This is a genomic window from Paracandidimonas soli, from assembly GCF_004342005.1.
Lineage (GTDB): Bacteria > Pseudomonadota > Gammaproteobacteria > Burkholderiales > Burkholderiaceae_B > Paracandidimonas > Paracandidimonas soli.
In genome coordinates this window covers 244,375-261,867 of record NZ_SMBX01000004.1, presented here as the reverse complement: position 1 = coordinate 261,867, position 17,493 = coordinate 244,375, and the positions used below count along the sequence as shown (strand labels likewise).

At 62.7% G+C, this 17,493-nt stretch carries 16 protein-coding genes; 9 read left to right on the top strand and 7 right to left on the bottom strand.

The features are described from left to right. Positions 1-204: 204 nt before the first annotated feature. Positions 205-1,053, top strand: a complete 849-nt coding sequence (ypfJ, locus tag EV686_RS10485; RefSeq protein WP_132476743.1) for a KPN_02809 family neutral zinc metallopeptidase — start codon at positions 205-207, stop codon at positions 1,051-1,053. A 145-nt stretch (positions 1,054-1,198) separates the two neighbouring features. On the opposite strand, the gene gltA is transcribed toward ypfJ, so the two are convergent. The 7 genes from gltA to EV686_RS10450 all read right to left on the bottom strand — a co-directional run bounded on the left by gltA (position 1,199) and on the right by EV686_RS10450 (position 6,994). After that, on the bottom strand, positions 1,199-2,497 hold the full coding sequence (gltA, locus tag EV686_RS10480) for a citrate synthase (protein WP_132476740.1): 1,299 nt from the start codon (positions 2,495-2,497) through the stop codon (positions 1,199-1,201). Between the two features lie 18 nt (positions 2,498-2,515). Then, positions 2,516-2,776, bottom strand: coding sequence for an FAD assembly factor SdhE (locus EV686_RS10475; RefSeq protein WP_132476737.1), 261 nt, complete (start codon positions 2,774-2,776; stop codon positions 2,516-2,518). Between the two features lie 13 nt (positions 2,777-2,789). Further along, positions 2,790-3,506 (bottom strand): succinate dehydrogenase iron-sulfur subunit, encoded by a 717-nt coding sequence (locus EV686_RS10470; protein WP_132476734.1) that lies wholly within the window; start codon positions 3,504-3,506, stop codon positions 2,790-2,792. A gap of 46 nt (positions 3,507-3,552) precedes the next feature. After that, positions 3,553-5,328, bottom strand: a complete 1,776-nt coding sequence (gene sdhA, locus EV686_RS10465; protein WP_132476731.1) for a succinate dehydrogenase flavoprotein subunit — start codon at positions 5,326-5,328, stop codon at positions 3,553-3,555. 3 nt (positions 5,329-5,331) lie between these two features. Further along, complete coding sequence (gene sdhD, locus EV686_RS10460; protein ID WP_132476728.1) at positions 5,332-5,718, bottom strand: succinate dehydrogenase, hydrophobic membrane anchor protein; 387 nt, start codon at positions 5,716-5,718, stop codon at positions 5,332-5,334. After that, positions 5,718-6,131 (bottom strand): succinate dehydrogenase, cytochrome b556 subunit, encoded by a 414-nt coding sequence (gene sdhC, locus EV686_RS10455; RefSeq protein WP_132476725.1) that lies wholly within the window; start codon positions 6,129-6,131, stop codon positions 5,718-5,720. The genes sdhD and sdhC overlap by 1 nt, the downstream gene beginning before the upstream one ends. Positions 6,132-6,226: 95 nt before the next feature. Next, positions 6,227-6,994: a GntR family transcriptional regulator gene (locus tag EV686_RS10450; protein WP_132476722.1), complete on the bottom strand. Its 768-nt coding sequence runs from the start codon at positions 6,992-6,994 to the stop codon at positions 6,227-6,229. A 269-nt stretch (positions 6,995-7,263) separates the two neighbouring features. On the opposite strand from EV686_RS10450, the gene EV686_RS10445 reads away from it, so the two are divergent. The 8 genes from EV686_RS10445 to EV686_RS10410 all read left to right on the top strand — a co-directional run bounded on the left by EV686_RS10445 (position 7,264) and on the right by EV686_RS10410 (position 17,422). After that, a complete protein-coding gene (locus tag EV686_RS10445; RefSeq protein WP_132476719.1) occupies positions 7,264-8,253 on the top strand; it encodes a malate dehydrogenase in 990 nt (329 codons plus the stop codon). Between the two features lie 30 nt (positions 8,254-8,283). Beyond that, positions 8,284-9,177 (top strand): methylisocitrate lyase, encoded by an 894-nt coding sequence (prpB, locus tag EV686_RS10440; RefSeq protein WP_132476716.1) that lies wholly within the window; start codon positions 8,284-8,286, stop codon positions 9,175-9,177. A 51-nt stretch (positions 9,178-9,228) separates the two neighbouring features. Further along, positions 9,229-10,392, top strand: a complete 1,164-nt coding sequence (prpC, locus tag EV686_RS10435; protein WP_132476713.1) for a bifunctional 2-methylcitrate synthase/citrate synthase — start codon at positions 9,229-9,231, stop codon at positions 10,390-10,392. A 54-nt stretch (positions 10,393-10,446) separates the two neighbouring features. Beyond that, entirely contained in the window at positions 10,447-13,041 is a 2,595-nt protein-coding gene (gene acnD, locus EV686_RS10430) for a Fe/S-dependent 2-methylisocitrate dehydratase AcnD (RefSeq protein WP_132476710.1), read from the top strand. A gap of 30 nt (positions 13,042-13,071) precedes the next feature. Continuing rightward, positions 13,072-14,265, top strand: a complete 1,194-nt coding sequence (gene prpF, locus EV686_RS10425; RefSeq protein WP_132476707.1) for a 2-methylaconitate cis-trans isomerase PrpF — start codon at positions 13,072-13,074, stop codon at positions 14,263-14,265. A gap of 343 nt (positions 14,266-14,608) precedes the next feature. After that, positions 14,609-15,124 carry a TRAP transporter small permease gene (locus tag EV686_RS10420; protein ID WP_132476704.1) on the top strand — a complete coding sequence of 172 codons (516 nt, stop codon included), beginning with the start codon at positions 14,609-14,611 and terminating at the stop codon, positions 15,122-15,124. A 27-nt stretch (positions 15,125-15,151) separates the two neighbouring features. Next, complete coding sequence (locus EV686_RS10415; RefSeq protein ID WP_132476701.1) at positions 15,152-16,420, top strand: TRAP transporter large permease; 1,269 nt, start codon at positions 15,152-15,154, stop codon at positions 16,418-16,420. Between the two features lie 30 nt (positions 16,421-16,450). Continuing rightward, positions 16,451-17,422, top strand: a complete 972-nt coding sequence (locus EV686_RS10410; RefSeq protein WP_132476698.1) for a TRAP transporter substrate-binding protein — start codon at positions 16,451-16,453, stop codon at positions 17,420-17,422. Positions 17,423-17,493: the final 71 nt, after the last annotated feature.

Below are 17,493 nucleotides of genomic sequence, written 5' to 3'. Positions count from 1 at the left end.
ACCCTGTACACGGCGATTCTCTGCTCCGAAGGGCATTTTTGTCGCCTGAGGGCAACTTTTCATGCGCTCATTGCGGCGGATGCAAGCCTTCGTTATGCCGGCATGCGAGGCTTGGCAATATGTGAAACTCCGCAAAGTCCCGTGCAAAGCGGCTCCGGAAGCGTTAAAGTTGCCACCGAGTCAGCCCTCTTACCCGGAACCATCATGCGTTGGGACAGATCCAGAACCAGCCGTAACGTCGAAGACCGCCGCGCCTCGGGCCCCCGCATGGGCAAAGGCAGCATCGGCATCGGCACCATCGTCCTCGCCCTGGTCGCCATGTACTTCGGCGTCGATCCCAGCGTCGTGCTGCAGTTCGCCGACGGAACCCCGACATCGGCCCCGACGTCTCAGCCCATCCCCGCAAACGACAGGCAGGCGCAATTCGTCGCCAAGGTGCTGGGGGAAACCGAGGATGTCTGGCAGGAAATCTTCCGTACGCAGACCAACGGCAGCTACCGGGAACCCAGCCTGGTGCTGTTTCGCGGCGCGACGCCCACCGCCTGCGGCACCGGGCAGTCCGCCATGGGGCCGTTCTACTGCCCTGCCGACCAGAAAGTCTATATCGACCTGTCGTTCTTCGACGACATGGAAAACAAGATGAATGCGCCGGGCGAGTTCGCCCGCGCCTACGTCATCGCCCACGAAGTGGGACACCACGTCCAGCTGATGACCGGCAGCATGCAGAAAGTCGACGAAGCCCGCCGCTCGGGATCGCAGACCCGCGCGAACCAGGCGTCCGTGCGCCTGGAACTGCAGGCCGACTGCTATGCCGGCATCTGGGCCCGCCATGCCGACTCCGCGCGCCAGATCCTGGAGCCCGGCGACCTGGAACACGCCCTGAATGCCGCCAGCGCCGTCGGCGACGACACGCTCCAGCGCCAGCACCAAGGCAGGATCGTCCCCGACTCGTTCACGCACGGCAGCGCCGCGCAACGCATGCGCTGGTTCCAGCGCGGCTTCGACAGCGGCAGCATGCGCGACTGCGACACCTTCTCCGCCAGCCAGTTGTAAGTTTTCCACTTGTTCGCATAAGACCAGCGCGAGCGTCGCCTCGCGCAGCAAAGCAAAACGCCAGACGGATGAAATCCAGTCTGGCGTTTTTCGTTACAGGCGCCGGGCCGCGCATCCAGACAGAACGCGCGGGATTCCCGTCGTTTTACCTCTTGACGTCGCGCGATACCGAACCGCTGTACAGCTGGCGCGGACGGCCGATCTTGTAGTCGGGATCGGAAAGCATTTCGTTCCATTGCGCGATCCAGCCCACCGTGCGGGCCAGCGCGAAGATGGCCGTGAACAGCGAGGTCGGAATGCCGATGGCGCGTTGGACGATACCGGAATAGAAGTCGACGTTCGGGTACAGCTTGCGCTCGACGAAATACGGGTCTTCCAGTGCAATGCGCTCGAGTTCCATGGCCAGCTTGAACAGCGGATCGTTTTCCAGGCCGAGGGAAGACAGGACTTCCTTGCAGGTTTCCTGCATCAGCTTCGCGCGCGGATCGTAGTTCTTGTAGACGCGGTGGCCGAAGCCCATCAGGCGCACGCCCGAGTTCTTGTCCTTGACCTGCTCCATGAACTCGCCAACCTTGGCGACGCCGCCGTTGGCCTGGAGTTCTTCCAGCATCTGCAGGCAAGCTTCGTTGGCTCCGCCGTGCGCAGGCCCCCACAGACAAGCGACGCCCGCCGCAATGGCCGCGAACGGGTTGGTACCCGAAGAACCGCACAGGCGCACCGTGGAAGTCGATGCATTCTGCTCGTGATCCGCATGCAGGATGAAGATGCGATCCAGCGCCTTCTCGACAACCGGGTTGAGCTTGTACTCCTCGCACGGTGTGGCGAACATCATGCGCACGAAATTACCTGTGTAAGACAGATTGTTCTGCGGGTAGATGAACGGCTGGCCCTGCGAGTACTTGTACGCCATCGCCACCAGGGTCGGCATCTTGGCGATCAGTCGAATGGCCGACACATGGCGATGATAGGGATTGGAGATGTCGGTCGAATCGTGATAGAACGCGGACAGCGCGCCGACCAGGCCTGTCAGGACCGCCATCGGGTGCGCGTCGCGGCGGAAGCCGCGCAGGAAGAAATGCAGTTGCTCGTTGACCATCGTATGGCGCGTCACCTGCTGGTCAAAGTCCAGCTTCTGCGCGGCATCAGGCAGGTCGCCGTTGAGAATCAGGTAGCAGACGTCCAGGAAGTCGCACTTGACCGCCAGTTGCTCGATGGGATAGCCACGATACAGCAACTCGCCCTTGTCGCCGTCGATATAGGTAATGCTCGACTCGCACGACGCGGTCGAAAGGAAGCCGGGGTCATACGTGAACATGCCCGTGCCGCCGTACAGCTTGCGGATGTCAATGACATCAGGACCAACACTTCCCTTGTAGATGGGAAATTCGATCTCGGGGCCGCCATCGGAAACAGATAGCTTGGCCTTTTTGTCTGATAGTTGCATTCCATTCTTCCTTAGTGATTACTGCTCTTGCATCAGGCTGACCAGCCGGCGAATCTCCGGTGTGTCATAGTCACCGGAGACTTCGACCCGCGCCAGCAATACGTCGAGCAAGTCGTTGTCTCCCATCTCGAACAACCGAGACAGCGCTGATACATCGGCATCCGTCAGTTCAAGCTCATAGCGATCCAGGAACCGTGTGATGATCAAGTCGTTTTCCAGCAGACCGCGGCGTGCGCGCCAGCGCAGGCGCGCACGGTCCAGTTCCGAGAGCGTTACCATGATGCCTTCCCTCTCAGATGGTACGGCGAACCAATAGTTCCTTGATCTTGCCGATGGCGTTCGATGGGTTCAAGCCCTTCGGACAGACGTCGGTACAGTTCATGATGGTATGGCAGCGGAACAGGCGGTAGGGATCTTCCAGGTTGTCCAGGCGCTCGCCCGTTGCCTGGTCGCGCGTATCGGCGATGAAGCGGTATGCCTGCAGCAAGCCTGCCGGACCGACGAACTTGTCGGGATTCCACCAGAATGACGGGCACGAGGTCGAGCAGCAGGCGCACAGAATGCACTCGTACAGGCCATCGAGCTGCTCACGCGCCTCGGGCGATTGCAGGCGCTCCTTCTCGGGCGGCGGCGTATCGTTGATCAGGAACGGCTTGATCGAATGATACTGATTGAAGAAGTGCGTCATGTCGACGATCAGGTCGCGCACGACCGGCAGGCCGGGCAGCGGACGCAGGACGATGGGCTCCTTCAGCTCGAGCAGGTTGGTCGTGCAGGCCAGGCGGTTCTTGCCATTGACGTTCATGGCGTCGGAACCGCACACGCCTTCGCGGCACGAGCGGCGGATCGCCAGGCTGTCATCGACATCGTTCTTGATGCGAACGATGGCGTCCAGCAGCATCTTGTCGGTCGGCTGCAGCTCGACTTCGAGCTTCTGCATGTAGGGGCGCTCGTCCTTGTCGGGATCGTAGCGGTAGATTTCAAACTTGACGATACGTTTTTGACTCATTTCTATACCTGTCTGGTAGTCCTGTGCATGCGCGGATGGTTGTGCCTTAGAAAGTCCGCGCCTTGGGCGGGAAGCTTTCGACCGTCAGAGGTTTCATCTGTACGGGCTTGTACTCCAGGCGACTGCCCTCGGAGAACCACAGCGTATGGCGCAGCCAGTTTTCGTCGTCGCGTTCCGGATGGTCGTTGAGCGCATGCGCCCCGCGGCTTTCCGTGCGGTTGGCCGCCGACGTGATCGTGGCGCGCGCCACTTCGATCATGTTGGTCAGCTCCAGCGCCTCGACGCGCGCCGTGTTGAAGACCTTGGACTTGTCCTTGAAGTAGATGTTCTCCACTTGCGGCGCCAGGCCTTCGATGGCGTCGACCCCTTTCTTCAGCAGGTCGATCGTACGGAACACGCCGCAATGGTGCTGCATGGCCATGCGGATGGCATTGCCGACGTCCTGCGTCTTTTCGCCCGAGGTGCGCGTTTCCAGCTTGTTGACGCGGTCGAGCGAGTAATCGATGCTGGACTGCGGGATGGGCTGGTGCGCGTGCTGGCGCTCGGGGTGCTGGTTGACGATGAAATTGCCCGCCGAACGACCGAAGACAATGAGGTCGAGCAGCGAGTTCGTGCCCAGGCGGTTCGCGCCGTGCACGGAGGTCGCAGCGCATTCGCCGATCGCGTACAGGCCGTTGACGATATTGGACTCGCCGCCGATCGTGCTGATCACCTGGCCATAAATGTTGGTAGGGATGCCGCCCATCTGATAGTGAATGGTCGGCACCACAGGGATCGGATCCTTGATGGGATCGACGTTGGCGAACTTGATGGCGATTTCGCGGATGGAGGGCAGGCGCTTCTGGATGGTTTCGGCGCCCAGGTGGTCGAGCTTGAGCACGACGTAGCTGCCGTCGCCACAGCCACGGCCTTCCTTGATTTCCTGGTCCATCGAGCGCGAGACGAAGTCGCGCGGCGCCAGATCCTTCAGCGTGGGAGCGTAACGCTCCATGAAGCGTTCGCCGTCCTTGTTCAGCAGGATGCCGCCCTCGCCGCGCACGCCTTCGGTGATGAGCACGCCGGCTCCGGCAACGCCTGTGGGGTGGAACTGCCAGAACTCCATGTCCTGCAGCGGAATGCCCGCGCGCGCGGCCATGCCCAGGCCATCGCCGGTATTGATGAAGGCGTTGGTCGAAGCCGCCCAGATACGGCCGGCGCCGCCGGTGGCCAGCACGGTCTGCTTGGCTTCCAGCACGTAGATGTCGCCGGTTTCCATTTCCAGGGCGGTCACGCCCAGGACGTCACCCTGCTCGTTGCGCAGCAGGTCGAGAGCCATCCACTCGACGAAGAACTGCGTGCGGGCGGCGACGTTGCGCTGGTACAGCGTGTGCAGCATGGCATGGCCGGTACGGTCGGCCGCGGCACAGGCGCGCTGGACGGGCTTCTCGCCGAAGTTGGCGGTATGGCCGCCGAACGGGCGCTGGTAGATGGTTCCGTCGGCGTTGCGGTCGAACGGCATGCCGAAGTGCTCGAGTTCATAGACGGCGTGAGGCGCTTCGCGGCACATGAATTCGATGGCGTCCTGGTCGCCCAGCCAGTCCGAACCCTTGACGGTATCGTACATGTGCCAGTACCAGTTGTCTTCGCTCATGTTGCCCAGCGACGCGCTGACGCCGCCCTGCGCGGCCACCGTATGGGAGCGCGTGGGGAATACCTTGGACAGCACGGCGACCGACAGGCCGGCCTGCGCCAGTTGCAGGGAACAACGCATGCCGGCTCCGCCGGCGCCCACTACCACCACATCGAACTGGCGGCGGGGCAGAGATTTAGTAGCAGCGACCACGGCTTAGAGACTCCAGAGAATTTTTGCGAAGTAGACGACGGACGCCGTCAGCCACAACAGGGTGAGCACTTGCAGGAACAGGCGCAGGCCGGCCTTGCGGACATAGTCCATCCAGATGTCGCGCACGCCGATCCAGGCATGCCAGGCCAACGAGAAGAATGCCAGCGTGGCCAGCAATTGCCCCAAGGGAAGCGCTCCCAGGCGGAAAGTGAACAGCGCCTTCCAGCTCTCGTAGTTCAGTTCGGAGCTGAACAGGAAGCCGAGCAGCAGCACCACCGTATAGACGGCCATGATGACCGCCGTGACGCGCTGCGCGATGAAATCGAGGGTACCGTAATGCGCGCCGACCACCAGGCGCTTCGTACCCAGACGTTCTTGTTGATTTGCCATTACCAGACCCCGAACAGTTTCAGACCAAAGATCACCGTCAGCGCCAGGCTGACCCCGAAAACGATGCCCGCGCTCTTGCGGGCGGATTCCTTGTCGACCCCGATGTGCAGATCGATGGTCAGGTAACGGATGCCGGCACAGAAGTGATGCAGATAGCCCCAGATCAGCGCGAGCAGGACGAGCTTACAGACAGGATGCGAGGCCCACGCCTGAATGGACGCAAAGGTTTCCGGCGAAGTCACGCTGAGCTCGAACAGGGGCAGCAGGACCAAGGGAAGACTCAGGAACAGCAGCGCGCCGCTGACGCGATGCAGAATCGACGACTTCGCTGACAGCGGCAAGCGATAGTTCATCAGTTGCGGCACGCTGATATTGCGAAACTGCGGTCGCTGCTTGATGGCGGGATCGGACATGATGGCCTCGGTTTGTAACAAAATTAATATGCAAAAAACACCCGGTATTTTCGCCCATTTACGGGTCCAGCATCAAATCGGGCAAAAAACCTCTTTCAATTCAAGCTATTCCGGTAATGGAAGTGCTCCGTCAGGCACAGCCCCCTGCGCACCTCGACCGGCCGGTCTCCGTAAGTGTAGGACACCCGCTCGACTTCCAGCAGGGGGTCGGAGATGGAGACGTTCAGCAAGGCCGCCTCTTCCTGGCCCGCGCGCACGGCGCGGATTTTTTCTTCTGCGCGCACCATGCTGATGCCGAACTCGGCTTCGAACAAGCCATAGAGGGGGCCGCGGTTCCTGCCCAGCAGCTCGACCGTCAACCCCTGGAAAAGCGCGCCCGGCAGCCAGATGTCGTCGAGAATGGTGGGGGAGCCATCGAAGGACAGCAGGCGGCGCAGCATGACCACGCCTTCTCCCGCCTTGAGATCGAGCAGTGCGGCGATTTCGGCCGAAGCCTTGCCGCGGCGGCAATCGAGGATGCGGCTGCCGGAAAGGCGCTGCTTGCCATCGTCGGGCATCAGGCGTAGGAAACGGAAGCGCACCTTGGCTTCCTGGTGCGTGGCGACGAATGTCCCCTTGCCCTGGCGGCGCAGCAGCAGATTGTCGGCGGCAAGCTCGTCGATCGCCTTGCGCACCGTGCCCTGGCTGACCTGGTAGCGGGCGGCCAGCTCGTGTTCGCTGGGAATGGCTTCGCCCGGCTTCCATTCGCCGCGATCCAGGCTTTGGAGCAGCAGGGCCTTGATCTGCTGATACAGCGGGCTGAACGCCGCGCCTCCCTGGGCGCGGGGCAACTCCTGCCGGTCAAGCAAAGATGATTCTGACATAAGAATTTTCGGCGCTCGCATGCCTGCGCGCGGCGTCGTGCCGCCCGCGGCAATGCCCTGCCGGGTATCCGGAGATCGGTATCTGTGGGGTATCTCCAATTCTCGCATGCTTCGGATCTTCTGTCTAATATCTTGTGTCTTATATAAAATATAAGACAGTTGACGTACGGCAGCTTTTACTCTAACTTCTCTGGCTCATGTCTGCCGCAAAGGTTTAAACTTTCCGGGACGCTTCCGTCCCAATCCAATCCATTTATCGGAGATACCTCATGTCCAAACCAGCCCTGCGCGTCGCCGTTACCGGTGCTGCCGGCCAGATTGGTTATGCCTTGCTGTTCCGCATCGCTTCCGGCGAAATGCTCGGAAAAGACCAGCCCGTCATCCTGCAACTGCTGGAGATCCCCGACGAAAAAGCGCAGAAAGCCCTGCAGGGCGTCATCATGGAACTGGATGATTGCGCCTTCCCGCTGCTGGCAGGCGTGACCGCTCACAGCGACCCGCGCGAAGCCTTCAAGGACGCGGACGTCGCCTTGCTCGTCGGCGCCCGCCCCCGCGGCCCCGGCATGGAGCGCAAGGATCTCCTGCAGGTCAACGCCAAGATCTTCACCGAACAGGGCAAGGCGCTGAACGACGTGGCCAGCCGCAACGTCAAGGTCCTGGTCGTGGGCAACCCCGCCAACACCAACGCCTACATCGCCATGAAGTCGGCTCCCGACCTGCCCGCCAAGAACTTCACCGCCATGCTGCGCCTGGATCACAATCGCGCCCTGTCGCAACTGGCCGCCAAGGCCGGCGTGGCCGTCGGCGACATCGAGAAGCTGATCGTCTGGGGCAACCACTCCCCCACCATGTACCCCGACATCCGCTTCGCCACGGTCAATGGCGAGAGCCTCGCGGCCAAGATCAACGACGACGCCTGGAACCGCGACACGTTCATCCCCACGGTGGGCAAGCGCGGCGCCGCGATCATCGACGCGCGCGGCCTGTCCTCGGCGGCTTCCGCTGCCAACGCGGCCATCGATCACGTGCGCGACTGGGTCCTGGGTTCGAACGGCAAATGGGTCACGATGGGCGTTCCCTCCGACGGCTCCTACGGCATCCCTGAAGGCATCATCTACGGCGTGCCCGTCACCACCGCCAATGGCGAATACACCCGCATCGAGGGCCTCGAAATCGACGCCTTCTCGCGCGAGCGCATGGACTTCACGCTGAACGAGCTGCTCGAAGAGCGCGACGGCGTGAAAGACCTGCTGAAGTAATGCAGTAAACAAGCAACGGAGAAAGAACACATGACGCGACCTGCTTCCGCCGGACAGGCTTTCCGCCAGGCGCTGCGCGAAGAGCAGCCCCTGCAGATCATTGGCGCAATCAACGCCAATCATGCACTGCTCGCCAAGCGCGCCGGCTACAGGGCCATCTATCTGTCCGGCGGCGGCGTCGCGGCCGGTTCCCTGGGCCTGCCCGACCTCGGCATCAACACGCTGGACGATGTCCTGACGGACATCCGCCGCATCACCGATGTATGCGACGTTCCCCTGGTGGTCGATATCGATACCGGGTTCGGCCCCTCCGCCTTCAATATCGGCCGCACCGTCAAGAGCCTGATCAAGTTCGGCGCCGCCGCCTGCCACATCGAAGACCAGGTGGGCGCCAAGCGCTGCGGCCACAGGCCTGGCAAGGAGATCGTCTCCGCCACCGAAATGGCCGACCGCGTCAAGGCCGCGGTCGACGCCCGCACGGACGATGATTTCTTCATCATCGCGCGCACGGACGCCATCGCCGTCGAAGGCGTCGATGCCGCGCTCGAGCGCGCCCGCCTCTGCGTCGAGGCCGGCGCTGATGCGATCTTCGCCGAGGCTTCCTACGACCTGGACACCTACGCGCGCTTTACCCGCGAGCTGCCGGTGCCCGTTCTGGCCAACATCACCGAATTCGGCGCGACGCCGCTGTTTTCCGTCGAAGAGCTGGCCGGCGCAGGCGTGGGCATGGTGCTCTATCCCCTGTCGGCCTTCCGCGCCATGAACAAGGCGGCGGAAACCGTCTACCAGGCCATCCGTCGCGACGGCCACCAGCGCAACGTGATCGATCTCATGCAGACTCGCGAAGAGCTGTACGACCGCATCGGCTATCACGCCTATGAACAGCATCTGAACGCATTGTTCGAACAGGGAAAAGCAAAATAGCAGGCAGTACCGCCACCCACACCTGAAACAACGTCAAAGGAGAGCGCAGACATGACAGACCAAGCAGCCCAGGAAACCGCACAGGGCTTCAAGCCCAAGAAATCCGTCGCACTCTCCGGCGTGGTGGCAGGCAATACCGCGCTGTGCTCGGTCGGCCGCAGCGGCAACGACCTGCACTACCGCGGCTACGATATCCTGGATCTGGCCGACGCCTGCGAATTCGAAGAAGTGGCGCACCTGCTGGTGCATGGCAAGCTGCCCAACCAGGCCGAGCTGACCGCCTACCGGCAAAAGCTGCATGCATTGCGCGGCCTGCCGCTGCAACTGCAGGCTGTGCTGGAATCCCTGCCAGCCTCCAGCCATCCCATGGACGTCATGCGCACGGCGGTTTCAGTCCTGGGCTGCGTGCTGCCCGAGAAGGACGACCATAACCTGCCCGGCGCACGCGACATCGCCGACCGGCTGATGGCGAGCCTGGGCTCCGCGCTGCTGTACTGGTATCACTACAGCCACAACGGCCGCATGATCGATGTTCAGACCGACGACGACAGCATCGGCGGGCACTTCCTGCATCTGCTGCATGGCAGGAAGCCCAGCGACGAATGGGTGCGCGCCATGCACATCTCGCTGAACCTGTATGCCGAGCACGAATTCAATGCTTCCACGTTCACCGGCCGCGTCATCGCCGGCACGGGTTCCGACATCTATTCCGCCATCACCGGCGCCATTGGCGCGCTGCGCGGTCCCAAGCACGGCGGCGCCAACGAGTTCGCCTTCGAAGTCCAGAACCGCTACGAAACGCCGGACGAGGCCGAGGCCGACATCCGCCGCCGCGTCGGGAACAAGGAAGTCGTTATCGGCTTCGGACACCCTGTCTACACCATTTCCGATCCGCGCAACCAGGTCATCAAGGAAGTCGCGCGGCAGCTCTCCGTCGACGCCGGCAATACCCGCATGTACGACATCGCCGAGCGGCTGGAAACCGTCATGAAGGACGCCAAGAACATGTTCCCGAACCTGGACTGGTTCTCGGCGGTCTCCTACCACATGATGGGCGTGCCCACCGCCATGTTCACCCCGCTGTTCGTCATCGCGCGCACGGCCGGATGGGCCGCGCACATCATCGAGCAGCGCATCGACAACAAGATCATCCGTCCGACCGCCAACTACACCGGCCCGGAAGACAGGCCGTTCGTTCCGCTGGAGCAGCGTTAACCAAAAAGGCGCGGGCGCATCATGGCCGCGCCTTTTTCCCTTGAAGCGATTGCCATGAATACCGCCTACCGCACCCGCCTGCCCGGCACCGAACTGGACTATTTCGATGCGCGCGCCGCCGTCGATGACATCGCGCCAGGCGCATACGACACCCTGCCCTACATCTCGCGCGTGCTGGCCGAAAACCTGGTGCGCCGCTGCGATCCCGGGCTATTGACGGATGCGCTGAAACAGCTGATCGAGCGCCGCCAGGACCTGGACTTTCCCTGGTACCCCGCCCGCGTGGTCTGTCACGACATCCTCGGCCAGACCGCGCTGGTCGACCTGGCCGGACTGCGCGACGCCATTGCCGGGAAAGGCGGCGACCCCTCGCAGGTCAATCCCGTCGTTCCCACGCAACTGATCGTGGACCACTCCCTAGCCGTCGAGCACGCCGGCTTCGAACCCGGCGCCTTCGAGAAAAACCGCGCTATCGAAGACAGGCGCAACGATGACCGCTTCCACTTCATCGACTGGACCAAGGCCGCCTTCAAGAATGTCGACGTCATCGGCCCCGGCAACGGCATCATGCACCAGATCAACCTGGAACGCATGTCCCCCGTCATCCATGCAATCGGCGGCGTGGCCTTTCCCGATACGCTGGTCGGCACGGACAGCCACACGCCGCATGTGGATGCGCTGGGCGTCATCGCCATCGGCGTCGGCGGCCTGGAGGCAGAAAGCGTCATGCTGGGCCGCGCTTCGTGGATGCGCCTGCCGGACATCGTCGGCGTGGAGCTCACCGGCAAGCTGCGGCCGGGCATCACCGCCACCGACCTGGTGCTGGCGCTGACCGAATTCCTGCGCCAGCAAAAAGTGGTGTCCGCCTGGCTGGAATTCTTCGGCGACGGCGTCCCCCACCTGACGCTGGGCGACCGCGCCACTATTTCCAACATGACTCCGGAATACGGCGCCACAGCCGCCATGTTCCACATCGACCGGCAGACTATCGATTACCTGCGGCTCACAGGGCGCGACGAAGCGCAGGTCCAACTGGTGGAAACCTACGCCAGGCAGGCGGGCCTGTGGGCCGACGACCTGAAGACGGCGCGCTACGAACGCGCGCTGCAATTCGACCTGTCTTCCGTAGTGCGCAACATCGCCGGTCCTTCCAATCCGCACCGCCGCGTTCCCACCTCGGAGCTGCAGGCGCGCAATATCGCCGGCACAGTGGAAAGCATTCCCGGCCTGATGCCCGACGGCGCCGTCATCATCGCCGCCATCACGAGCTGCACCAACACCAGCAACCCGCGCAACGTCATCGCCGCCGGCCTGCTGGCACGCAACGCCAATGCGCTCGGCCTGGCGCGCAAGCCCTGGGTCAAGACCTCGCTGGCCCCCGGCTCCAGGGCCGTGCAGCTGTACCTCGAAGAGGCGGGGCTGCTGCCCGAGCTGGAAGCCCTGGGCTTCGGCATCGTGGGCTTCGCCTGTACGACCTGCAACGGCATGAGCGGTGCGCTCGATCCCGCCATCCAGCGGGAAATCGTCGAGCGCGACCTGTACGCGACCGCAGTCCTGTCGGGCAACCGGAACTTCGACGGGCGCATCCACCCCTATGCCAAGCAGGCATTCCTGGCTTCACCGCCGCTGGTCGTGGCCTATGCCATCGCCGGCACCATACGCTTCGACATCGAAAAGGATCCGCTGGGATACGACGCCCAGGGCAGGCCCGTAACGCTCAAGGACATCTGGCCCGCCGACGAGGAAATCGACGCCATCATCCAGCGCTGCGTCAAGCCCGAGCAGTTCCGCAAAGTCTACGAGCCCATGTTCGCCACGCGCCAGGGACGGGTCTCGTCCGACAGCCCGCTGTATGCCTGGCGGCCTCAAAGCACCTATATCCGCCGTCCTCCGTACTGGGAGGGCGCCCTGGCGGGCGAACGCACGCTGCGCGGCATGCGTCCGCTGGCCGTGCTGGGCGACAACATCACCACTGACCATCTGTCGCCGTCCAACGCCATCCTGCCCGACAGCGCCGCCGGAGAATACCTGGCGAAGATGGGCCTGCCTGAGGAAGACTTCAACTCCTATGCCACGCACCGCGGCGACCACCTGACCGCGCAGCGCGCCACCTTCGCCAACCCCAAGCTGCTGAACGAAATGGTGATGGAGGACGGCAAGGTCAAGCAGGGATCGCTGGCCCGCATCGAGCCCGAAGGCAAGGTCACGCGCATGTGGGAAGCGATAGAAACCTATATGCAACGCGGCCAGCCGCTCATCATCATCGCCGGGGCCGACTACGGCCAGGGCTCGTCGCGCGACTGGGCCGCCAAAGGCGTGCGCCTGGCCGGCGTCGAAGCCATTGCGGCGGAAGGCTTCGAGCGCATCCACCGCACCAACCTGATCGGCATGGGCGTGCTGCCGCTGGAATTCAGGCCCGGCACGAACCGCAAGACGCTGGCCATCGACGGCACCGAGACCTATGACGTCATCGGCGAACGCACGCCGCGCGCCACGCTGACGTTGGTCATCCACCGCCGCAACGGCGAACATGTGGAGGTTCCCGTCACATGCCGGCTGGACACGGCTGAAGAGGTATCCATCTATGAAGCCGGCGGCGTACTGCAGCGTTTCGCACAGGACTTCCTCGAAGCTTCGGCGAATACATAATTCTCATACAGAGCCGCATTGGCAAACATCATGACTCATCCCGCACAGATCTTCATCCCCGCCACCTATATGCGCGGCGGCACCAGCAAAGGGGTCTTCTTCCGCCTGCAGGATCTGCCTGAAGCAGCACGCAAACCAGGCCCCGCGCGCGATGCCCTGCTGCTGCGCGTCATCGGCAGCCCGGATCCCTACGGCAAGCAGATCGACGGCATGGGGGGCGCGACCTCCAGCACCAGCAAGACCGTCATTCTCAGTCCCAGCACCCGCGAGGGCCACGACGTCGATTACCTGTTCGGCCAGGTCTCCATCGACCGGCCGTTCGTGGACTGGAGCGGCAACTGCGGCAATCTCTCTGCCGCCGTAGGGCCGTTCGCCATCCGCAGCGGGCTGGTGGACGCGTCGCGCCTTCCAGAAAACGGCACCGCCGTCGTCCGCATCTGGCAGGCCAACATCGGCAAGACCATCATCGCACATGTTCCCATGTGCAATGGCGCCGTGCAGGAAACCGGGGACTTCGAACTGGACGGCGTCACGTTCCCCGCGGCCGAGATCCGGCTGGAATTCATGGATCCCGCGGCGGATGACGGCGACGGCGGCGGCGCCATGTTCCCCACCGGCAATGTCGTGGACGAACTGGACGTACCCGGCATCGGCCGCCTGAAGGCCACGCTCATCAACGCGGGCATTCCCACCGTCTTCGTCGAGGCGGCCGCACTGGGATACCTAGGGACGGAACGGCAGGACGACATCAACGGAGATGCGCGCGCGCTTGCCTTGTTCGAGCAGATCCGCGCCATGGGCGCCGTGCGCATGGGCCTGATCGGAAACATCGATGAGGCTGCTGCGCGCCAGCACACCCCGAAAGTGGCATTCGTCGCCCCTCCTTCCGGCTACACCGCCTCCAGCGGAAAGGCGGTCGCCGCCGGCGACATCGACCTGCTGGTGCGCGCCCTGTCCATGGGCAAGCTGCATCACGCCATGATGGGCACCGCGGCCGTGGCCATCGCCTCTGCCGCAGCCATTCCCGGAACGTTGGTCAACCTGGCGGCCGGAGGCGGCGAGCGTGACGATATCCGCTTCGGCCATCCGTCGGGTACGCTGCGCGTCGGCGCGCGCGCCGTCAGGAAGGAAGAGGGATGGACCATCGCCAGCGCCAGCATGAGCCGCAGCGCCCGCGTGCTGATGGAAGGCTGGGTCTACGTGCCGGACGACATCGGCACGTAAGAAGCCCGCACAAGCGCCAGACACCGCGCTTTTTCCAGGGCCGGATTTCCGCTGTCACTGAGCAGGCGGCGCCGGCCTTCATGTCCGCCCGCCCCGGCGCCACGCCAGCGCTACCCCACTGCGCGTTCCACAAATAGCAAGCCTTGCGCATCCGGCCCGGCCTGGATGCGCTCTCTTTCCCCGCGCTTCCATTCCTCCCCCGCCTTGCCTCTACGCTGGCTGCCGCCATTCCTGCGCCGGCAGTTGGTGTTTTCCCTAGCTTTATTGACGCGTCTATCCGACATCCTTAATATTGCTCGTATCCATAATCCTGGATCCTGGATCCAATTTTAAAAGACAAGCCATGGCCTCCTTGCTCGCCCGCGGTCTGGATCGCATCAACTCACTGACCTATACCCTGCTTTTCCTGATGCTGGCCGCCATGGTCGCGATCGTGTTCTGGCAAGTCGCCGTCCGGTTCGCGCTGCCTCCCCTGGGCATCATTGTCTCGGCCCCCTGGACGGAAGAGGCGGCGCGCTACTTGATGATCTGGAGCATATTCCTGGGCGGCTCCGTGGCCGCCAGCAAGGGCCTTCTGATCGCCGTCAACGCCCTGATCGATGCGCTCCCGGCCCATGCCGCCCGATACACGCGTTTGCTGGCCCTGTCCTGCACCATCGCATTCCTGGCCGTCCTGACCTGGTATGGCTGGGTCTGGTCGGAATTCGGCGCAGTGGAGACATCTCCCGTCCTCACCATTTCGAAGCGCTGGCTGTACCTGGCCATGCCCGTCGGCACCGCCCTCATGCTCCTGAATCTTCTGTCCGTCCTGATCCGCATCGCCCTCCAGCCCGCCCGACAAGCGGAATCGCACCAATAAGACCAATATCCCTACCGGAGACAACTCATGCTGCTACTGTTCGGAAGCCTGATCCTCTGCTTCGCCATCGGCATACCCATATTCGCCGCACTGGGCATCGCTGCCGGACTGGTGCTGGTCCAGAAGGACATCAGCCTGCTGAGCGTTCCGCAGAACCTGTTCGAAGCGCTCGATGCCTTTCCCCTGATGGCCATTCCGTTCTACGTACTGGCGGGCAGCCTGATGCAGAACGGCGGCATCTCCCGCCGCCTGATGGACCTGGCCAACGCCATCGTCGGATGGATACGCGGCGGCCTGGGATCGGCCTCGGTCCTGACATCCATGTTCTTCTCCACGATGTCCGGCTCTTCCTCCGCAACGACGGCCGCCGTGGGCGGCATCATGATCCCGGCCATGGAAAAGAAGGGCTACCCGAGGAATTTCGCGGCGGCCGGCATCGCCGTGGCCGGCGAACTTGGCGCCATCATCCCGCCCTCTCTGCCGATGATCATCTATGCGCTGGTCGCCAACGTTTCGGTCGGCAGCATGTTCCTTGCCGGCATATTCCCCGGCCTGATGCTGGGCGTCTCGCTGATCGTCACCATCGCCATCGTCGCCAAGCTCAAGAACTTCGATGACATCACGCCCATCACCCCAAAAGCCTGGATTGTCAATGTATGGCGAGCGCTCCTGCATTCCGGCTTTGCCCTGATGATGCCCGTCATCATCCTGGGCGGCATTTACTCCGGCATTTTCACTGCCACCGAGGCCTCCGTGGTCGCCGTGGTATACGGCCTGCTCGTCGGCATGTTCGTCTACAAGGAAATCCGGATCCACGACCTTAGGCGCATCTTCGCCGAAACCGCCATCCTGACCGGCACCATCATGCTGATCGTAGGTTTCGCCTCGCTGTTCGCCTATCTGCTGGCGATCAACAACGTCTCGCAGCACCTGTCCGCGCTGATCGGCAGCGTCGCGTCCAATGCCTTCATGTTCCTGCTGCTGGCGAACGTGCTGCTTCTGGTCATCGGCATGTTCATGGAGGCGCTGGCCTGCATCGTCATCCTGGGACCGATGCTGGCGCCGATTGCCGCCAGCTACGGTATCGATCCCATCCATTTCGGCATGGTGATCATTTTCAACGTCGCCATCGGCATGGTGACGCCTCCGGTCGGCGTGAATCTCTTCATCGCCTGCCAGATTTCCGGCCTGTCGCTCGAACAGCTGATCCGTCCGCTGCTGATTTTCCTGGCTGTCCTGATCATGAACCTCATGATCGTCAGCTACGTTCCCGCCATTTCCCTGGCGCTTCTATAGACCGCAAAACCCGATAAACGAGGAGACATCATGAAACGCCTGCTACTCGCATCCGCCCTGGCCTTTGCCTCGCTGCACACCCACGCCCAGCAGAAAGTCACGCTGGATCTCGGCCACGTGCTCACCACGGACAGCCACTATCATGCCGCCGCCGTCAAGCTGGCCGAAGTCGCGGCGGAGAAATCGAACGGCACACTGACCATCAATATTTTCCCTTCGGGCCAACTGGGCGGCGAAGTCCGCATGATCCAGTCCGCTCGCACAGGCACGCTGCCGCTGGTCGTCACCGGCGAACCGCCGCTGGAGAACACCATCAAAGAGTACGGCCTGTTCTCGCTGCCCTACCTGTTCAAAGACCTGCAGCACGCCAACCAGGCGCTGCAAAGCCCGTTCGGCAAGCACATGCTCGGCTATATGGACCGTTATGGCCTGGTCGGCCTCGGATGGATTTCCACTCTGGAGCGCAACCTGTACGGCACCAAGAAAGTCAGCACTGTCGATGATATGAAAGGAACGAAGGTCCGCGTCATCCAGTCCCCCGGCTATGTGCGCGCCTATGAATCGCTGGGCGCCCAACCCACGCCCATGGCCTATTCCGAGGTCTTCATGGCGCTGCAGACCGGCGTCGTCGATGCGGGCGAGGCGTCTCCCGACCAGATCATCCAGGACAAATTCATCGAAGTCACCAAGTTCTACAACAAGATCAAGATCCACTACATGCCCGCGGTGATCATCATGTCGAAATCCCGCTTCGACTCGCTGTCCAAGGAGCACCAGGACATCCTGCGCGAAGCAACCGACATTGCAGTCAAGCATGCCATCGCAGTCTATGAGAAAAACTACCAGGAAGGCATAGAAGCCATGCAGGCCGCCAGCGTGGAAATCGTGGAACCCGAGCTGGCCGGATTCCGCGCCGCCACCGAAAAGATCTACGCCCCCCTGCTGAAAGACATCCCCGACGGCCAGAAGAATCTGGAAGCCGCAAGGGCCGCAGCCAACTGATCACGCGCTCAAGCGCGAGCCTCGGCTTGCAGTCCGAGGCAACCCATCATTCCATTACCTTCAAAAGGATA

Coding starts and splice junctions, on each gene's coding strand:
- EV686_RS10420 (WP_132476704.1), top strand. CDS start 14,609: ATGGCCTCCTTGCTCGCCCGCGGTCTGGATCGCATCAACTCACTGACC.
- EV686_RS10470 (WP_132476734.1), bottom strand. CDS start 3,506: ATGAGTCAAAAACGTATCGTCAAGTTTGAAATCTACCGCTACGATCCC.
- acnD (WP_132476710.1), top strand. CDS start 10,447: ATGAATACCGCCTACCGCACCCGCCTGCCCGGCACCGAACTGGACTAT.
- EV686_RS10445 (WP_132476719.1), top strand. CDS start 7,264: ATGTCCAAACCAGCCCTGCGCGTCGCCGTTACCGGTGCTGCCGGCCAG.
- EV686_RS10450 (WP_132476722.1), bottom strand. CDS start 6,994: ATGTCAGAATCATCTTTGCTTGACCGGCAGGAGTTGCCCCGCGCCCAG.
- gltA (WP_132476740.1), bottom strand. CDS start 2,497: ATGCAACTATCAGACAAAAAGGCCAAGCTATCTGTTTCCGATGGCGGC.
- prpB (WP_132476716.1), top strand. CDS start 8,284: ATGACGCGACCTGCTTCCGCCGGACAGGCTTTCCGCCAGGCGCTGCGC.
- ypfJ (WP_132476743.1), top strand. CDS start 205: ATGCGTTGGGACAGATCCAGAACCAGCCGTAACGTCGAAGACCGCCGC.
- sdhC (WP_132476725.1), bottom strand. CDS start 6,131: ATGTCCGATCCCGCCATCAAGCAGCGACCGCAGTTTCGCAATATCAGC.
- prpF (WP_132476707.1), top strand. CDS start 13,072: ATGACTCATCCCGCACAGATCTTCATCCCCGCCACCTATATGCGCGGC.
- EV686_RS10410 (WP_132476698.1), top strand. CDS start 16,451: ATGAAACGCCTGCTACTCGCATCCGCCCTGGCCTTTGCCTCGCTGCAC.
- sdhD (WP_132476728.1), bottom strand. CDS start 5,718: ATGGCAAATCAACAAGAACGTCTGGGTACGAAGCGCCTGGTGGTCGGC.
- EV686_RS10415 (WP_132476701.1), top strand. CDS start 15,152: ATGCTGCTACTGTTCGGAAGCCTGATCCTCTGCTTCGCCATCGGCATA.
- EV686_RS10475 (WP_132476737.1), bottom strand. CDS start 2,776: ATGGTAACGCTCTCGGAACTGGACCGTGCGCGCCTGCGCTGGCGCGCA.
- prpC (WP_132476713.1), top strand. CDS start 9,229: ATGACAGACCAAGCAGCCCAGGAAACCGCACAGGGCTTCAAGCCCAAG.